At 45.6% G+C, this 17,079-nt stretch carries 24 protein-coding genes; 22 read left to right on the top strand and 2 right to left on the bottom strand.

What is annotated here, in order from left to right; all coding sequences use genetic code 11:
- The first annotated feature begins 31 nt into the window (after positions 1–31).
- The 7 genes from AB432_RS18405 to AB432_RS18375 all read left to right on the top strand — a co-directional run bounded on the left by AB432_RS18405 (position 32) and on the right by AB432_RS18375 (position 4,955).
- Positions 32–526 (top strand): hypothetical protein, encoded by a 495-nt coding sequence (locus tag AB432_RS18405; protein WP_048033514.1) that lies wholly within the window; start codon positions 32–34, stop codon positions 524–526.
- 219 nt (positions 527–745) lie between these two features.
- Positions 746–1,258: a ParB N-terminal domain-containing protein gene (locus AB432_RS18400; RefSeq protein ID WP_048033513.1), complete on the top strand. Its 513-nt coding sequence runs from the start codon at positions 746–748 to the stop codon at positions 1,256–1,258.
- Positions 1,251–1,859 carry a Mom family adenine methylcarbamoylation protein gene (locus AB432_RS18395; protein WP_048033512.1) on the top strand — a complete coding sequence of 203 codons (609 nt, stop codon included), beginning with the start codon at positions 1,251–1,253 and terminating at the stop codon, positions 1,857–1,859. Before AB432_RS18400 ends, AB432_RS18395 begins: the two co-directional genes overlap by 8 nt.
- A 128-nt stretch (positions 1,860–1,987) precedes the next feature.
- Complete coding sequence (locus AB432_RS18390) at positions 1,988–2,221, top strand: hypothetical protein (RefSeq protein ID WP_048033511.1); 234 nt, start codon at positions 1,988–1,990, stop codon at positions 2,219–2,221.
- A 57-nt stretch (positions 2,222–2,278) separates the two neighbouring features.
- On the top strand, positions 2,279–2,884 hold the full coding sequence (locus AB432_RS18385; protein WP_048033510.1) for a hypothetical protein: 606 nt from the start codon (positions 2,279–2,281) through the stop codon (positions 2,882–2,884).
- Between the two features lie 69 nt (positions 2,885–2,953).
- Positions 2,954–3,577: a hypothetical protein gene (locus AB432_RS18380; protein WP_048033509.1), complete on the top strand. Its 624-nt coding sequence runs from the start codon at positions 2,954–2,956 to the stop codon at positions 3,575–3,577.
- On the top strand, positions 3,558–4,955 hold the full coding sequence (locus AB432_RS18375; RefSeq protein ID WP_048033508.1) for a terminase large subunit domain-containing protein: 1,398 nt from the start codon (positions 3,558–3,560) through the stop codon (positions 4,953–4,955). The genes AB432_RS18380 and AB432_RS18375 overlap by 20 nt, the downstream gene beginning before the upstream one ends.
- On the opposite strand, the gene AB432_RS18370 is transcribed toward AB432_RS18375, so the two are convergent.
- On the bottom strand, positions 4,952–5,386 hold the full coding sequence (locus AB432_RS18370) for a hypothetical protein (protein WP_162630256.1): 435 nt from the start codon (positions 5,384–5,386) through the stop codon (positions 4,952–4,954). The two genes, AB432_RS18375 and AB432_RS18370, sit on opposite strands and share 4 nt — an antisense overlap.
- A gap of 64 nt (positions 5,387–5,450) precedes the next feature.
- Here AB432_RS18370 and AB432_RS18365 point away from each other — a divergent pair, with 64 nt between their 5' ends.
- A complete protein-coding gene (locus tag AB432_RS18365) occupies positions 5,451–6,998 on the top strand; it encodes a phage portal protein (protein WP_048033506.1) in 1,548 nt (515 codons plus the stop codon).
- A complete protein-coding gene (locus AB432_RS18360; RefSeq protein WP_048033505.1) occupies positions 6,995–7,903 on the top strand; it encodes a minor capsid protein in 909 nt (302 codons plus the stop codon). The genes AB432_RS18365 and AB432_RS18360 overlap by 4 nt, the downstream gene beginning before the upstream one ends.
- A gap of 6 nt (positions 7,904–7,909) precedes the next feature.
- On the opposite strand, the gene AB432_RS31320 is transcribed toward AB432_RS18360, so the two are convergent.
- Positions 7,910–8,188, bottom strand: coding sequence for a hypothetical protein (locus tag AB432_RS31320; RefSeq protein WP_048033504.1), 279 nt, complete (start codon positions 8,186–8,188; stop codon positions 7,910–7,912).
- A gap of 119 nt (positions 8,189–8,307) precedes the next feature.
- Between AB432_RS31320 and AB432_RS18350 the strand changes: the two genes are divergently transcribed.
- The 13 genes from AB432_RS18350 (at position 8,308) to AB432_RS18290 (ending at position 17,000) form a co-directional block, all read left to right on the top strand.
- A complete protein-coding gene (locus AB432_RS18350; RefSeq protein WP_048035878.1) occupies positions 8,308–8,520 on the top strand; it encodes a ribosomal-processing cysteine protease Prp in 213 nt (70 codons plus the stop codon).
- On the top strand, positions 8,517–9,176 hold the full coding sequence (locus tag AB432_RS18345) for a hypothetical protein (RefSeq protein WP_048033503.1): 660 nt from the start codon (positions 8,517–8,519) through the stop codon (positions 9,174–9,176). Before AB432_RS18350 ends, AB432_RS18345 begins: the two co-directional genes overlap by 4 nt.
- A 16-nt stretch (positions 9,177–9,192) precedes the next feature.
- Positions 9,193–10,167, top strand: a complete 975-nt coding sequence (locus AB432_RS18340; protein ID WP_082195958.1) for a phage major capsid protein — start codon at positions 9,193–9,195, stop codon at positions 10,165–10,167.
- 22 nt (positions 10,168–10,189) lie between these two features.
- On the top strand, positions 10,190–10,363 hold the full coding sequence (locus AB432_RS30800) for a hypothetical protein (protein ID WP_201265891.1): 174 nt from the start codon (positions 10,190–10,192) through the stop codon (positions 10,361–10,363).
- Positions 10,344–10,661, top strand: a complete 318-nt coding sequence (locus AB432_RS18335; protein ID WP_048033502.1) for a hypothetical protein — start codon at positions 10,344–10,346, stop codon at positions 10,659–10,661. Before AB432_RS30800 ends, AB432_RS18335 begins: the two co-directional genes overlap by 20 nt.
- The gene (locus AB432_RS18330) at positions 10,649–11,035 is read left to right on the top strand and encodes a hypothetical protein (protein ID WP_048033501.1); all 387 of its coding nucleotides are present in this window, start codon (positions 10,649–10,651) and stop codon (positions 11,033–11,035) included. The genes AB432_RS18335 and AB432_RS18330 overlap by 13 nt, the downstream gene beginning before the upstream one ends.
- Positions 11,035–11,532 (top strand): HK97 gp10 family phage protein, encoded by a 498-nt coding sequence (locus AB432_RS18325; protein ID WP_048033500.1) that lies wholly within the window; start codon positions 11,035–11,037, stop codon positions 11,530–11,532. The genes AB432_RS18330 and AB432_RS18325 overlap by 1 nt, the downstream gene beginning before the upstream one ends.
- Entirely contained in the window at positions 11,522–12,004 is a 483-nt protein-coding gene (locus AB432_RS18320; RefSeq protein ID WP_048033499.1) for a hypothetical protein, read from the top strand. Before AB432_RS18325 ends, AB432_RS18320 begins: the two co-directional genes overlap by 11 nt.
- Entirely contained in the window at positions 11,979–12,164 is a 186-nt protein-coding gene (locus tag AB432_RS18315) for a YqzN/YkzM domain-containing protein (protein ID WP_048033498.1), read from the top strand. Before AB432_RS18320 ends, AB432_RS18315 begins: the two co-directional genes overlap by 26 nt.
- A complete protein-coding gene (locus AB432_RS18310) occupies positions 12,165–13,580 on the top strand; it encodes a phage tail sheath N-terminal beta-sandwich domain-containing protein (protein WP_048033497.1) in 1,416 nt (471 codons plus the stop codon). It abuts the gene before it with no gap.
- 11 nt (positions 13,581–13,591) lie between these two features.
- Positions 13,592–13,993, top strand: coding sequence for a phage tail tube protein (locus AB432_RS18305; RefSeq protein ID WP_048033496.1), 402 nt, complete (start codon positions 13,592–13,594; stop codon positions 13,991–13,993).
- 32 nt (positions 13,994–14,025) lie between these two features.
- Positions 14,026–14,457: a phage tail assembly chaperone gene (locus AB432_RS18300; protein ID WP_048033495.1), complete on the top strand. Its 432-nt coding sequence runs from the start codon at positions 14,026–14,028 to the stop codon at positions 14,455–14,457.
- 200 nt (positions 14,458–14,657) lie between these two features.
- Positions 14,658–17,000 (top strand): phage tail tape measure protein, encoded by a 2,343-nt coding sequence (locus tag AB432_RS18290; protein ID WP_048033493.1) that lies wholly within the window; start codon positions 14,658–14,660, stop codon positions 16,998–17,000.
- Positions 17,001–17,079: the final 79 nt, after the last annotated feature.

The raw sequence follows: 17,079 nt of genomic DNA, 5'->3' as shown, positions 1-17,079 counted from the left end.
GTGCTTTTTTCATGGAGGTGGGTGAAATGTAGTGCGTCAGTATGTCGACTCAGTGACAGGAGAAATATACTACACGGAGGAAGTGCTGCGCCGGTCGGACGAGATTGTAAAAGTTTTTCGTCCAGTAGGTCGCAGCTCAAAATTCGTGAAGATCAAAGCCAGCCAAAAGGCAAAGCGACGGCTTAGAAAGCTGTCACTCGCTGAGGCTGGTTTTTTGTTGAAGATCGCACCTTATGCCAGCGAGGGAACTAACCTCCTGCAAGGCGACAATGAGCGCGGGCAAAAGGGGACGCCGCTTACCGTCAAAGACCTTGCCCGCATCGCAGACTGTTCCTATCCAACAGCACGCAAGATTGTGAAGACATTCATTGAGCTACACATCATGCGCCGAACTGACTTGGATGGACGGTCAGCATTAGCTATTAACCCCCTGTATTCTCTCAACGGGAAGACAGCAGAGGCGTGGCTCCTGCACCTATTCAGCCAGGAGATCACAGAGGCAGGCGAAGACCCCAATTTGGACTAGGGGGTCGCCAGAAGCCAACAGCCAGCTAATGCATGAGGCTCTAAGCGTCAACCTCATTATTTGCGGTGAAAGAAAACATATACTTTTCCGTTTGAATAGTAGCTGTTTCGTTTCACCGGGAAAAAACATTGTCAGCCCAACAACATCAAGGCATGCAGCAATTTAAGGACTGGCAATATTCTTTATTCTTACTTTATCGCCACGAAGGAGCTGAACAGCATGGACATACGGAAAATACCAGTCTCTAAAATCAATCCAGCCCCGTATAACCCAAGAATAGATTTGCAACCGGGCGACATCGAATATGAGAAGCTGAAACGATCCATTCAAGAGTTTGGATACGTCGAGCCACTGGTTTGGAATGAACAAACAGGTAATCTCGTCGGCGGGCATCAACGCTTTAAAATCCTTGTAGAGCAAGGAACTACTGAAATAGAGGTTTCTGTTGTGTCCTTGGATGAAATCCAAGAGAAGGTTTTGAATGTTGCATTGAACAAGATCAGCGGTGATTGGGACACAGACGCTCTCACGCGATTGCTTGTTGAATTGCAGCAGGTAGGGGTAGACATTGCCTTATCGGGCTTTGATGATGTAGACCTCAAGCAAATGGTGGGAGAGATCGAGATACCGAATTTCGAAGCTGGAACAGTAGAGGACCAAGGAGATCTGGGAGTATTGAGTTCCAAGTTGGTGATTTGCCCGCATTGCGGGGAGGAATTCGAGCATGACTGATTTGAAAGTCGATTGGGCGACACATGAGGCTGCAAAGTTTGCTTGTGAGAATTTCCACTATAGCAAAAGCTTGCCTGCTGGCAAGTCAGTGAAAATAGGGGCTTGGGAAGATGGTAAGTTCATCGGAGTTGTTATTTTTAGTCGTGGGGCCAATAGCAGAATTGGTTCACCTTATGGTCTGAATCAGAAAGAGTGTTGTGAACTCACAAGAGTAGCTCTTACCACTCACAAATCGTTTGTCTCAGAGATATTGGCTAAGGCAATCAAATTCTTGAAAGAGCAGTCACCCAATGTCCAATTGATTGTGAGCTATGCCGATGTTGAACAGAATCATCATGGCGGGATTTATCAGGCAACCAATTGGATTTATGAAGGCAAAACGGGTGGTGAACATTATTTCATCATCCATGGGAAAAAGACTCATGGGAAATCAATTCATTCGAGGTATGGGAAGGGAAGCCAACGATTGGAGTGGATCAGAAAGAATATTGATTCCCATGCTGAAAATTACACAACACAAGGAAAACATAAATACCTCATGCCATTGAACAAGAAAATTCGTAAAAAGCTTCTAGCTTTGCATAAACCTTACCCAAAATAAAGAGGGAGACGCGTTAACGTCCCCCTGATCACCCGGGTCACCCCGGCTGAGATAGCGATACCTGCGGCCGCAGTTGTCTTCACTCGCTATCTCGTCTTCCATTTTACAGGAAAGCCGAGGGTGTCACAATGAAAAATACAAACAAACGTTCCTGTGTTTCTGATGGCGATCTTCTTCTTCAGTATGAGATCGGAGTAATGGAGAGTATTCTTGAATCAAAAGAGCAGTATCGAAAAGTCGTGAAAGCAGCTATTGCAAAGTGGGTTAAGGACTTCCAATTAGGCCACATCGAGATCAAAACAGTAGATGACCTGAAAAAGCTGATAGAGTTGGACATTGAGCTGCAGAAGGACGATTTCTAAAATATTTGTAGGATATTGTCTCTCATTGTTGAAATTTACTGTTGGAGGGATCAGGCAATGAGAGCAGATACTATAGATAAATTTAAAGCTTATTTTGGACTTGGCTCTATGATTGTTATTGTTGGAACAATGACCTTGGCTGTCATTGATGCTTTTATCGATATCAAAAGAGATCTTCTTATAGCAGGGGTTGGTTTTTTAGGATCAATTATTGGTGGAGCAATTACTCTTATTGGGGTGAGGATGACGATAAAAGACCAGCATAGAAGGGAATTTCTCAACTCATTCTCTTTAAGATACAGGGATGGAAAGTATGTACAGGAGAAACTCGTAGATGCATTCAATCTTTTAGTCAACTGCATGGTAGAGCGTCAGTATCACTCTATAGTTTTAATATTGAACCATTTGACTATGGATAAACATGATTTACTTTATAAGGCTGCTGCCATTAGTGTAGAAGCTCAGGAGGCTGTTGATTCTTATCTTATGGTGGCCGAAATATGGTATCAATTCATACTCGAGATGGATCCTGATTGGCTTTCTAATCATCAGGAAGAGCGCGACAAAGAATATGATAACCATTTCAAACAGATGAGGGGATATTTAGAATCGTTCATGTCTGAATTTGGAGTCTTTTTGAGACAATATCATGATTATAAGTGAGTGTCCAAATCGGGCGCTCTTTTCTTTTTGAAAACAACCCCATGAAGTGGTGAGGTGGTGGTCATGTAGATGGCAAGAAATCCGGACAAACAAAGATGCAAGGCAAGAAGCAAACAACGACATGAGCAATGCAAAAACTGGGCTAAGCCGGGCTGGGATGTGTGCCGTTTCCACGGTGCTGGAGGCGGTGCACCACAGCATAATACCAACGCAGTCAAGACGGGCGAATACCAGTCGATTTGGATGGACGCCTTGACTCCAGAGCAAGTAGAGATATTTGATAGGATCAACCTTGATCCAGTGCAGCAGGCGGACGAAGAGATCCGTTTGTTTACATGGCGTGAACGTGAAATGATGATCCGCATTCGTGACTTGAAGGAAGGGCTGACTGAGAAGCAACGTCGGGTCCTTCAAGAGAGAGTCGCTATAAAAGAGCCTGTACAGGTTCATGATGAAAAGTCTGGGCAATCCAAGACGGTCGTGCTGTCTCGTAATGAGTTGGTTACTACTGAAATCGAAGAGACTGAGTATCGAACGATTGAAGATATCCTATCGCTTGAAGAAGCACTGACCAGGGTCCAAGACAAAAAATTGAAGGCTATTCAACTGAAAGCGCAACTGTTGAGTAATGGCGGTGGTACTGAGAAGGAGATCATTGTGCGGAGGTGGTCGCGTGACAAATCTGGCACTTGATCTTGATCCATTTGAGGGATGGACACCGCATCGCAAGCAAATCGAAGTCATGGAATGTGATGTCCGGAACGTGGTTATGAACTGCGGGCGACGCGGTGGCAAAACGAACGTGGGAGCCCGAAAGTTTTTCGATAACATCCTAGCAGACTTTGAGGCAGACAAGGGTTTACCATATAAGCCCCCTCGGAATTTGAAGGTTATGAAAAAGCCAAAGCCAAGGCTTGAATACTGGTGTGTATCTCCGACCTATTCCATGTCAGAGATTCAGCAGGAAGAGCTGGCAGCGGTCATTCCTGAGGAAATGATCGAGAGTTGGGACTTGTCTAAGAATCGAGTGTGGCTGAAAGGGTACATCCTCATTCAGTTTAAATCTGCCGACAATCCGAAGACGCTAGTTGGTAAAGGGCTGGATGGTGTGTGGCTTGATGAGGCTTCCAAGATGAAGGAGCAGACTTGGAGCGGATACCTCTCTTATGCTCTCGCTGATAAAGGCGGTTGGAGTGTTTGGACGACTACGCCAGAGGGGATGAACTGGTTTTATCATGACATCGTATTGAATGGGCAGCATACGCAGGCAGGCGGGCAACTGGACGAATATCGTAATGATCCTGAATGGTGCAATTTTTACTGGACGAGTAAAGACAATCCGCTGCCAGAATTACAAAAGAATATTCAGCGCATGATTGAAACCATGCCGAAACGATATGTTGACCGGGAGATTTTCGCCCGGTTCGATGTGTTTTTTGGACAGGTCTATGAGGAATTTGACCGATCGATACATGTAGTACCGCACGCGCTTTGCGAGCAGAAGTTCAAAGACGGACATTTTGTTCACATTGAGGCGGGCAAAGACTGGGGCTTTACCAACCCCGGGGTTACTCTCGTTGGGGCAATGACCGCCAACGGAGAGTTGTGGATTGTTGATGCCATCTACAAGGCTCAGATGGAGATTCTTGTCCCCGGCAGTTCAGATTGCTGGGTGGCTCAAGACAAGGAGATCATGAAGAAGTGGAAGATCAAAATGTTTTGGTGTGACTCAGAGGACGCCAGCAACATTAAAACGTATCTGACTAATGGTTTGCCAGCTAAAGCAGCTCAGAAGCACTTGAAAGAAGGCATACGGGCTGTCTCCACTCTGTTCAAAGTGAAGAGTGACAACGGTAGGCCAAACATTTTCATTTCCGATCATTTGAAAGAGGTTATCCAAGAATTGACGAACTACAGATATCCGGAAGATGTTACAGGCGACCGCGCTGAGGTGCCAGTGAAGGAAAATGATCACTCTATGGATGGTCTTCGGTATCTGGTTTGGAACAGCAAGGTGTTCCATCAGTTGCTTATCAGTAGATTCAAGGTCATTCCTTGGAAAGTGGCCTAGTGACTGGTATCAAAAGACCCAGGTAAAATCCACCTTTCAGGATATCCTTTTGAAGGTGTGGCGTGTATGTCATTGATGTAATTAGTAGCTCTATACCAGCCAATGATTTTCTCGTTGTTCAATTCAAAAGTTACCTTGTAATAACGGTTGGATGCACTGGCTTCCGGATAAAAAGGAGTTTCCTTTGCATCTACTTTATCAATTTCAATAACCGTACCATGATTTTTTGTAATTACACGATTTATTTCGGCCTTGTGTTGGTTTTTTAATCCCCAATCTGCAAGGAAAAATAGTGGGATACAAACCATTAAGCCTGCTAGGATAATTCCAAGGCTTGCCGTTTTATTTCTCCTGAAAATGATAGCCAAGATAATCGTTGCAAATAAAAAAATCGCACACAAAAAAGAGAAAAACGTAGCCAATTCAATCACCTCAAGAATTGTATACGTCCAGTTATGGTTATGGTTCCAAAAAACAATTCAGGGGGTGATGAAAATGCAAACGATGCTCCTAGAGGAGTTTTACGAAGAGAACAAAGCAAATAATTCGTGGCGTTGGGTATCAGACCTAATAAAAAAACACCAGACGAAGGACTATTCGCTCATGCGAAGGTATGTCGATGGAGACCAGGACATTCTCTACAAGCAAGAGGAAAAGGGCAAACCGAATAACAAAATAGTCTTGAATTTTGCTCGGAAAATCATCGATTTCGGAACTTCATACATTGCGAGTAACCCTATTCGCTATTCTGCCAATGAGGCAGGGACAGACGTAGAAGAGTACGTTAAAAAGCTGCAAGCTGTCCTGATGGCTAATGATGAAGAGAGCTTGTCTTATGACATTATCGAAGACGGTTCAATTGACGGAGAGGTTTTCGAATACTACTACTTCGACGAGGATGGTCAGATATGCATTGCTGAGTTCAAAGCTGACGAATGCATTGCTGTGTATGACACAACGGTTAAAGCTAAGCTGATTGCGGTTATTCGGTACTATACGATGACGGATGTTAGCAGAAACACCAAAACTATGTTGGTAGAAGTTTACGATGAAAACGAGATTACTTACCTCCGACAAGAAGGGACTGCCTTTGTTCTGGATATGAGCAGGGAACAGAATCCCGTCTCGCATAATATCACTGTCCGCGTAAAGGACCAAGATGGTAAGTTTCAGCAGAAGCCCGTTGTCCCTTGGACGCACTACGTCAATCGGCGTCGGAAACATCAGCAAAACCGCGATGATGGGATGGTTGAGGGGATGGGCGATCTTTCAGACCTGAAGCATCTTATGGACGCGATTAACAAGGCTGTCACTGGTAAGGTAGATGTGCAGGAATACTTCAAAAATCCGAAAGTGCTGTTTGAGGACCTCGATTTGGACGATTTGATTCTTTACGATTCGGAAGGGAGTTTGATCACCGATGTAGAGAAGAAAAAGCAATATCTAGCGAAAATGTGGTCAACATCGCAAATTCTTGTTGGTGGTAAGGCGGTGCCGATCACTTGGGATTTGCAGGACCAGCATGAAGAAAACACAATCAATCGACTAATTGAATCCTTGCTGGATCAAACTGGAACACCACACCTACGCCCTGACCAAGTGGGGACTGCTCCGTCAGGAATCGCGTTGAAAATCATCTTTTACCATGCCGACATTAAGGCGGGCATAAAGATGCGCCAGTACGGAAAAGGGTTTCGTAATCGAATTCGTATTCTTACTGGCATGCTGAATCGAAAACACAAAAAACAGTGGGATTATCAAGCTGTCGATGTGAAGTTCAGCAAGAACATGCCAGTGAATCTGGTGGAAATGGTGGAGATCGTGACGAAACTGGTTGGTCAGTTGTCCCATGAGGAAAGACTGGCACTGCTGCCGTTTGTGGATGATCCGCGTGCATCTCGTGAAAAGCTGCTGAAAGAACAAGACGAAGAGGCCGAACGCAGAATGAGGATACTCGACCCCGACGCATTGGAGGACAAGGAGCCGACAGATAATGATGCGCCCCCTGACGATGAAAACAGTCCAGACGGTGACGCTGCATGAGCAGAGAGGAACGCTATCAAGAGGAAATGGAAGCGAGAATTGAAAAGCATGGGGTCAAATTAAAAAAGCTGTTCTCCAAAGCCAATAAAAGCATTGTGCAAGAAATCACTGACCTCCACGCCCGATTTGCTGAAAGCGGAGAAGAACTAGTGTCCTTGATTTATAACGCCGCACGGCTCGACCTCATCATGACAAGCATAAAAACTATCTTGCACACCCTCCGAATGGAAGAAGAGCAGCAACTACGAATCAAATGGGCGGAAGAGTACAAGCTCAGCCTGTTCCATCACCTCTATTTTATTGAACAGGATGCACAAGTAGAGGTTCGGCTTCCACAGATCAATACCGGGATGGTACTTGCTGCATTGGAGCGACCATGGAAAGGCAGGCATTTTTCCATACGGATTCGCATGCGTACTGACCTGTTGGCGGCAGCCATGGAAGATGTAATTACTCAGGGTGCAACTCAGGGATGGGGTGTGACCCGAACAGCTAAGGAGATTACGAAAAGAACATCAGAGAGTTGGTCAAGCGCCCAACGCCTTGCTCGTACAGAACTAAACCGGGCTGCTGCCCAAGGGCAAACGATGGCTTACCAAGCTAATTCAGATATTGTGAGTGAAAAAGAATTTTGTGCCACGTTGGACAAGTGGACTTCTTCCGAGTGCCGCAAGCTAGACGGCAAGAGATATCCGCTTGACTATGATACAGCCGACAATCCAGGGCGTGAGGGTGAACGCATACCAAATCATCCAAATTGCCGATCGTACTGGCGGCCAGTATTGAAATCGAAGGTCTTGGAGAAGTTGGAACGCGAGCGCTCTTACCGGATTGATCAGGAGAGAGGATACACCTCAGCTCGAACATACGAGGAATGGAGACGGGAGAAAGGGATTTCGGTTTAGCCTACTTTAAGGACGGCCTTTTTTGAAAAAGTGAATAGTTGTGATGAGTAAACCGTAAATGCCTATGCCAGCAAGAAGACTTAAGAGAATGCTGGAAAAGTTTGTTCTGTTAATTACGCCAAACTCAACTTCGTTTTGTAAATATTTCACATTATCATAAGCATTAACAACATCAGGTACGTAGAAATGTGTTAAGAACATGCCTGAAATGATAGGTACAACAACGTAATAAAGAAGATTAATAATGATTGAAAAGATAAAGGCTCTTTTAAGATGATGTACCATTTATTCCTCAATCCTCCAGGAGGTTTATCCTGGTAGATTATACCATGTTTTTTTACTGTAGAAAACCGAGCTATGTTGGCGGTTTTTTTATTTTGGTATTGAAAGGAGGCGAGATCGATGTGATCAAGATTCAAGCATTTCTGGACAACGGTGAAATGAAAATCCATGCCATTGGTCATGCGAATTATGCTGAGCATGGCAAGGACATTGTATGTGCTGGGGTTTCTACCATCATGCAAACCGCGTTGCTGGGGATTCAAGCAATAGCACAACAATACCCGGATTATGTGTCTTTAGAAATTCAAAATCTGGAAGGGGAAGGAACAAAGTGAAAAAGTCTCAATGGTTATTCCGTTTGCAACGATTCAATGATGGCGAAGGGGAAGGTGGGCAAGGTGGTAACGATGGAGGCGGTGGTTCCGGTGGAGTTGCTGGAGCAAATGACGGAGGCGCACAACAAAATGGTAGCGGCGATAAGGGCGGGGAAAGTAAGCCTGCGGTAGCCTTTTCCTCACAAGAGGAATACGATTCCGCACTACAAGGAGCGGTCAGGGACTTCTTGAAAGGGCTGGGCATCGAAAAGACAGATGACTTAAAGGGGATCGTTGATTCCCATAAGCAAAAGCAAGAGGCTGAAAAAACTGCTGAACAAAAGTTGTTAGAGCGGGAAACTGACCTGAAGAACGCCAATGGTACAATCCAATCCCTCCGGATTGAAAATGCCTTCACTTTGGAGGCAATAAAGCAGGGGATTGACCCAGATAAATTGTCGGATGCGATTCGTCTGGCTGATCTGTCTAAGGTGGAAGTGACGGATGCAGGCAAGGTTAAAAACATCGATAAGTATGTGACTGAGTTGATCACTTCCAAACCCTGGTTGAAGTCAGACGAAACACCGCGGGGAACTACTCCTGGAGCAAAGCCACAAGCTAGCCAAAAGTCTACTATTCCAAATATCTCAGACCTGCGTAAATTGCAGCGCATCTAAAAGGGGGCAATCATTCATGAATAGCATGGTACTAGTAAAACGAGCACCACTTCATTTCGATTTGCAAAGATTCAATGAGGGAGTAACGTTCAGCAGCAGCCTTAGCGGATTGATTCCGGAAGAGACATCACAAGAGATCATCAAGGATGTAGTCCGCGGTTCGGCTATTTTGAAACTTTCCGAACTGGAACCAATGACAACAGCAACAAAAAAGATTCCAGTATTTCTAGATAAGCCTGGGGCTTACTGGGTCGGGGAGGGAGAACGTATCAAAACCTCGACAGCTTCCTGGACACAGGTTACATTGACCGCTAAGAAGCTGGCTGTCATCATTCCAATGACAAAGGAAGCACTGGATCGCTCACGAATCGATGTGTTTGAAGAACTGAAGCCGTACATTGTTGAAGCATTCCATACTAAATTGGATGCAGCTACGATCATGGGGACGGAGTCTCCGTTTACTTCTAATATCTTGGGGGCAGCTATCAATGTGGGGAACAGCTTTACTCGCGGTTCTGTCGCGGGTCAGAATCTGGCCGATGATGTAAACAATGTCATGGCACTGATTGAAGCTGATGACCAAGAGCCACGAGCGTTTGTTGGGCATACCGGATTAAAGACATCCTTGCGCGGATTGAAAAATAGCCAAGGTGATCCTCTTTACCTTTCATCTGTACGCGAAGGAGTAGCTGAAGATTCACTGTATTCGCTGCCGATTGAGTACAGCAGAAATGGTGCTTGGGACAAAACAAAAGCTGACCTGATTGCTGGTGACTTCAAAAAGGCCAAGACAGGCATTCTTAAAAATATTGAGTATGAAATCTTACGTGAGGCGACTCTTCACTCCATTACTGGAGCAGATGGGAAGCCTCTTTCTCTTGCTGAGCAAGACATGGTTGCATTGAAAGCTACGTTCCAAGTTGCATTCCTTGTAATCAAAGAAGGGGCATTTGCTGTCCTGCGTCCTACCGGATTTGTACCTACACCTTAATTATAGAAAGGAGCTATCGTTCATGAAAAAACCAAATGATATGCTGACAATCACCACTGGCAAGGACAAGAAAAAAATAAAAGTGACGCGGAAAGCATTTGAAGTCGTGTACGAACCATTGGGATACAAGCTGGAAGATGACCCTGTAGCAGATGAAGAGACGCCGGTGAATACCGATGGCAATTCTGACAAGTAATGAGCTGATCGGTTTTTATGCTGAATTTGATTCGTGGGAGCTAAGTCGTCTTGATCCAGTCATTCTACGGGCGAATGTTTATGTGGAGGGACAGGTGACGGTACCTGATCCTGTTCCTCTCGAATTGAAACTGGCCGTTGCAATGGTGGTCAAAGACATGGCCCAAGATCGACGATTGAGCAGTACCAAGCAAGGGGATTATCAGGAGACGTTTTCCTATGTGAGCAATGATCCAAAAGTCGAAGGTATCCTCAAAAAATATAACAAGAATAGGGGGCAGAAGCTGTGGATGATCTAACCGAATATAAGCGGCTTCTGTGCCACTCTTTTACCCTTTTGAATGTCGGGGGGGAAGCTGACCCTTTCACTGGGGGGAAAGACCGCTCAGAATGGCTTCCTGTTGTTCAGAAAGTGCCTTGCAGGGTGTCTGGTTCCCCCGGTCGCATTCAGCAGCTTACAGGGCGACAGGCGACGCCTCAGGACTTCCTCATGCACACCCTGTATGGAGATTTGAAGGCAGGTATGCGCCTCATGATTGAGCAACCTGAATTCGCAGGCAACCTGTATGTAGTCAGTCTCCCTTATCCTGTGTATGGAGCTGAAAGCTTACATCATTACGAAGTAGTGATTACAATGATCGATCCTGTCACGGGAGAGGAACCGGAAATCTGATGGCAAAGGTAGATAAGAGAGAGCTGGAGCGTATGTACAAACGTTTGAAAAAGCATAACAAACGTGAAGTACAGATTTCTATGGATCGGGTTGCCCGTATGGCTGGTATGCAGGTGTTACGGGGAGCTCAAGATAGGGTTCCAGTACGGGACGGGATTCTTCGAGCCTCTCTGGTTATTGGTCACAAGGAAAATGTATTTGATTTGGTCCTAAGTGGGCTTCGAGCTGAAATCACGGTAGGCACCAACCTGTCATATGCGCGTTACGTGGAAGAAGGGTTCACTCAGAGGAAAGGGCAATTTGTGCCGGGGTACTGGGATCGAGAAAAATTCATTTATGTCCCTGATCATCCAGACGGCATGATCTTGAAAGGGAAGCGCGTTCCTGGCGTTCACTATCTTGCGAGATCGACAGCAGAGGTTGAGTCAATCATGGACGAGTTGGTAAAAGAAGAGCTAGATGATTTAGCAAGGAGGCTGTTTCCAGATGGGGGATGATGTGCTGTCTGTACGACACTGGCTATTTTCTTTGACAGGAATCCAAACAGAGAACCTTTCTGTACCCAAGGACTTTAAACGGCCCATTTGGTTTGTTGAAGAGCCATTTCGTATTCCGGAGCCACGGCGTGCTGATGCATACCGAGAGAAAGGGACGATGAACTTTGTTCTGATGGCAAAGGATATAGAGCAACTTACGAGGTTATCTTTGGCTGTCAGTCAAGACCTTGCGGATCGGAGCTGGATTCTTCCACTCTACGGCCCGGACAAGAAGCAAGTGGGATATCTGCGAGAGTGTCGGTTGACCATGAGCAAGCCAGATAACTTAGACCGATCGTTTGAATTGAAGTACACCGCTTATATCCCTTATACTCCGGTGGTTTACGACCCGTTAGAAGTTATTCATACACGCTATGATGAATCACTGAGGAAAGGAGACAAACGTTATGGCTCGCAAACAGGAGCAGGATAAACCAGCTTATAAAAAAGAGCAAATATTGCAGGTAGCGGAGCAGAAGTTCGGGTTAAACCGAACCGAAGCAATTGCTACCTTTTTTGATGCTCCAGACGAGATGACAGTCGATCAGGCAGAGGAATTCGTGAAGAAATTCAAGGAAAGGACGGTGAAGTAAATGGCCGGACAATATCAGTTGGGAGAAAACAAGGTCTTATCCGGTGTCTACTCCTTTTTGAAGTCCTTCATCAAAGAGCAAACAACAATCGGCAATCGTGGAAAGCTTGCATTACCAATCGTCGCGGATTGGGGCCCAATCGGGGAATTTGTAACAGTCCGAACCAAGGCTTCCGCTGAGAAAATCTTCGGAGTCACAGAAGCGTTTCATTTGATTTGGGCAGCTAACCCTTATCCAATGGAGGTATTGCTGTACCGCGTGGCAGGGGATAATGCGGCCGTTGCAAGTGTTACTTTGAAGAGGAATGCAACTGACGTTCTACTTGTGGAAGCCAAGTACAAAGGCGAGGCAGGTAATAACTTGAAAGTCGTGGTGCAGCCCAGTTTGTTGGATGCTACTAAAACAGAGTTGCTGATCTATCGGGGAGCGGAGCTGGTGGACAGTCGGGCAGCGAAAACGGTGGATGAGCTGGTTCAGGCTTTCAGTGATAGCGAGTTTGTTGTCTTGAAAAAGATAGCTGATACGCTTCCCGAAGCCACAGCAGGTGTAAACCTGACTGGGGGTAACAGTGGAACCAGTGTGGAGGCAATAAAATACACGGCATATCAAAATGCCCTTGCGACTCAGAAAGGCAAGTACGGTGTATTTACTCTTGGAATTGCTGATCCTGCCTTAAATGCGGCAGCAGAAGACTGGACTAAACAGCAAAATGCGCTAGGTAATTACATCAAGTTTGTTTTCGGCGGCGATGAAACAAGGGATAAAAACAAGCAAACCATCATGAAAGCATCTACCGATGTGAACCACATGGCTGTTGTCAATGTAGGAAGTGGAGCACGTTGGAAAGGCAACACCTATGCGAGTTCAAAAGTGGCAATTTACATTGCATCCCTGATGGCTTCACTGCCTCTCAATTACACGATGGCATTGTACATTACCCCGTTCGAATCCTTAACGCATGAGTGGGACCCGGATACGGACTTAATCGAAATGGTGCAAGCTGGCGTGCTCATGCTGAACATGGACAATCGGCAGGTTATCATCCAGGAGCCTGTAAATACCCTGACAATTCCGGGGCCTGATCAGTCAAAAGATTACGGCAAGATTCGGGTGGCTGACACCTTCCACACCATTCTCCATGCAGAAGAGGAAGCAGGAAAGGAGTGGATTCGTCAGCAGCCAAACAGCAACAGCCCTGCTCGCCGCGCTGCCTTTTGCCAGATGATGAAGCAAGAGGTCTTTAGACCACTCGCCATGCTGGAAGTCATCGCGAATGATTACGAATTCATTGAAGACCCCGAATATCACGGGGAGGACCCGATTTACACACCAGCTCGTAATGCGGGCCATTTCATTGCTGGCTTCCGCCATCAAGATGCTCTCGAAAAAATTTATATCTACAACAAATCAAAGTGAGGTGATACAGCATGAAAGAAACGTATTCCGGTACCCATGGGCATTTTTATGACCAGAATGGAAGGGAACTCCCCGAGTGCATTGGCTTTGAGCTCTCTGAGGAATTTGAGAAGGGTGAAAGTAAGAGGGCTGGGAAGCTTCGGAAAAGACATCGTGTGCTGGCATCATCTGTTAGCATGACAGCTACGTTTGAACGTACATCGGATATCCAGCAGCTCATCATGGAAATCTCGGCAAACCCCGAAAAGAAAGTGAATTTCATTGGGGAACTCGACGACAAAATTGCTGGCAAGTATCGCGTCGCAGTGACTGGTTTTTGTCCCGACTCTCTGTCATTAGCAAAATGGAGTCACGGTGAACTGGATGAGGATACAACCCTCGAAGGTACAGTTGACGACTACGAGTTTATTTGAAATACCAGGGCTATTCCAAGGAGGAATCTCAAATGAGTCAGTTTTTGACGATGGAAGATTTTTTAAACATGAATACGGAAGAAGTCGTAAAGGACGTATGGGATTGGAAGAAGAAAGGCGTTAAGCTACCGATCCGTTCGGTCTCCGGTGAAGTTTATTTCAAGGCAAGAAAGGCAGCATTGAAAGTTTCTGTTTCCGGTAAGAAGAGTAAAGCAGAACGGAAAGTGGAGTTTGATGACTTGCGTTTGAAAGCAGAGATCATCATTGCAGGTATCGATACGGATCGTACAGATTTTCACATTGATTCTCAACAAGTGCTTGCGAAGTTCGGTAAGATTGCTGCTGTTGATGTAGTCCCTTGCATTTTCAGTCCGAATGAAATTGATGCACTTCATGAGGCAATCTCTAAGATCAGCGATTTCTCGGATGATGAGGAGGCTGAGGAAGAGGTAAAAAACTCATAAAAGAGAGTCCTGAGTTGGCTCTCTTTTCTTATATCTGGCAAGAGAAAGAAAGGCTACCGTCAGAAATTCTATGCCTACCAGAACGCGAAAAACAGTTCGTCTTGGTTTCCACAGCGATGGAAATGGAGCGTAAAGCAGAGCAGGCAAAGAAACTAGAACGACAAAAGGGTCGGCGGGTAAAGGGGAGGAGGAGATAACCAATGGCAGCGACAACAACTCTTGCCTTTGAAGACAAGATAAGTCGGCAACTCACTTCTCTCCTGCGTTTGCTCGGCAAAACCCTAGATGCTTTCGATGATGTGGAAGATGCTGCAAGCGATGTGGAAGATGCGATTGAAAACATGGATGACGGCGCGATCAGGGAAATGGAACGTGCCTTGGATGACGCTTACCAGCAAGCAACAAGACTATCCCGGGAACTTTCTGATGTAGATCAAGAAGCCAGTGCCGTTGATGGTAAAGGGGCTTCGAGGCTGGAAAGAGCTCTGCGCGAAGCTGCAAAAGCTGGTGATGAAGCAGCAGCATCACTTGAACATGTAGATGCCGTAGCAGGACACCTTGAGGAAATTGGCGGGCTGGCAACAGCAGGAGGCGCTGTCGTTACAGCAGGATTGTCGACTGCTGCTATGGCAGCGCATGACATGGATCAAGCTCTTGGTATTCTTCAGGCGAATGTAGGTGCTACTGACGCTGAGATGTCAAGCTTGTCAGAAAGCGCCAAAGGGGTATTCACATCAGGTTTGGTAGAAACACCAATGGAAGCAGCAGAAGCCTATGGACGGTTTCGTCAGTTACTTGAGGGGACAGACGAACAGATTAGAAAAGTGGCCGAAGGAGCCCTTGCTCTCGAAAAGGCTTCTTTCGGAAATCTTGATCAAGCAGGGACTGCCAAAGCTCTAGATATGATGCAGGAGCAATGGGCAACTGATCCGATTAAAGGTTTGGATATGATCTTTGCGGCATACCATCGCGTCGGAGACAAGGCTGACGACCTGCTTGATACTATTTGGGAATACTCGCCACAGTTTAAAGAGGCAGGTTTAAGTGCAGAGCAGATGATGGGTATGTTCGTTGCAGGAGCCGAAAAAGGGGCGCTCAATTTTGACAAGCTTGGTGATGCTTTTAAAGAGTCATTTGGTATTCGGTTGAACAAAGCGCTGGATGAGAAAGCCTTAGGCGCTCTTGAAGGTATTTTCGGTGAGGATAAACTGTTCAAAATGCTCGATCAAATCAAAGCCGGTGGAAAAGAAGCAGAAAATGCGATCATGACGATTACAGCAGGGATTGCTTCTATCAAGGATCAGAAGTTACAAGATGACGTCTTGGGAAACGTCTTTGGAACTCAGTATGAAGATGTTGGACGGAAGGCTTTAATGTCCATGCTTAATGCTGGTCCACTTGAAGATTTTGCAGGAAAAACAACTGAAATAGTTGGCCAAGTTTCGAATGAATGGCAAGCGATGGCAAACGAAATGAAGCTAGCAATTGATCCGATAGGTGACTCCGTATTAGAAGTGGCAAAACCAATTGTTGGTCTTCTTGCGAAAATTGCAAAGGGGATTGGGTCATTTACAAAAGAGCATCCGTTCATCACGAAGGTGGCAGTTTCATTTTTGATGGTAATGGCTGCCCTAGCTTTATTGGTGGGACCATTAATCTTTTTGGCTGGAATATGGATGCCTGTATCAGCAGGCTTTGCAGCAATGTCAGGTGCGATGGCTGGATTTGGCATAGCGTCGATAAGTGCTTTGTGGCCCATTCTTCTTGTAATAGCTGCGATAATAGCTTTAATAGCAATTGGCTGGTGGCTCTACGAAAATTGGGATATGGTCAGTGCTTATCTAGTAGCAGGCTGGGAATGGGTTAAAAATGCGGGGATAGCAGTTTGGGATGGAATTACAGCATATTTCAAAATGCAATTTGAATTCTGGAAAGGTCTGTTCACAGCATTTATTCAGTTCCTCACAGGTGACTGGTCGGGGGCTTGGGAGACAATAAAGGAAACTTTTTTCAACGCCTTTACTACGATCGACGGCTGGTTTGATGGGTGGATAAGTGGCTTGTTTGATAGCGGCAAAAAAATCATACTGACAATCGTTGACGGGATCTTATCTGTTAAGGACGAAGTAGCAAATGCTATTGCCAGTGCATTAGAATGGGCTGATCAATTCTTACCACATTCTGATGCTGAGCTGGGTCCTTTTTCTCGCCTTACAGATAGTGGGATGGCTATTCCTGAGACTATGGCAATGGGTGTTGAAGCGTCAAGTGACTCATTAGTTTCAGCTTTGGATGGTGCTTTTAGTCAGGTTCCAAGTTATACACCTTCTATAGCAAGTGGAACTCAGGCACAGTATACAAGTCCAAGTGGGCAGCCAACTTCTTTTTATATAGACTTCCGTCCCACTATTCAATTGACTGGGCAATCAACAATAGAGAATTCTGAGGAAGAATTAGAGAGCTTATGTGAGAAGATGGCTGATTTGCTTGCAGAAAAAATCGGACACGTATTAGCTGGTACAGGTTCTATCGTGCTTGAATAAGAGGAAATATATTCTCATACCGAAGCTTTCACGTGTTATAATCTTCCATATACAACAGAAGCGGCTCCTCAAGGGTGGT

The sequence above is a fragment of the Brevibacillus brevis genome (genome assembly GCF_001039275.2).
Lineage (GTDB): Bacteria > Bacillota > Bacilli > Brevibacillales > Brevibacillaceae > Brevibacillus > Brevibacillus brevis_C.
This window is presented reverse-complemented; position numbering and strand designations above follow the sequence as displayed.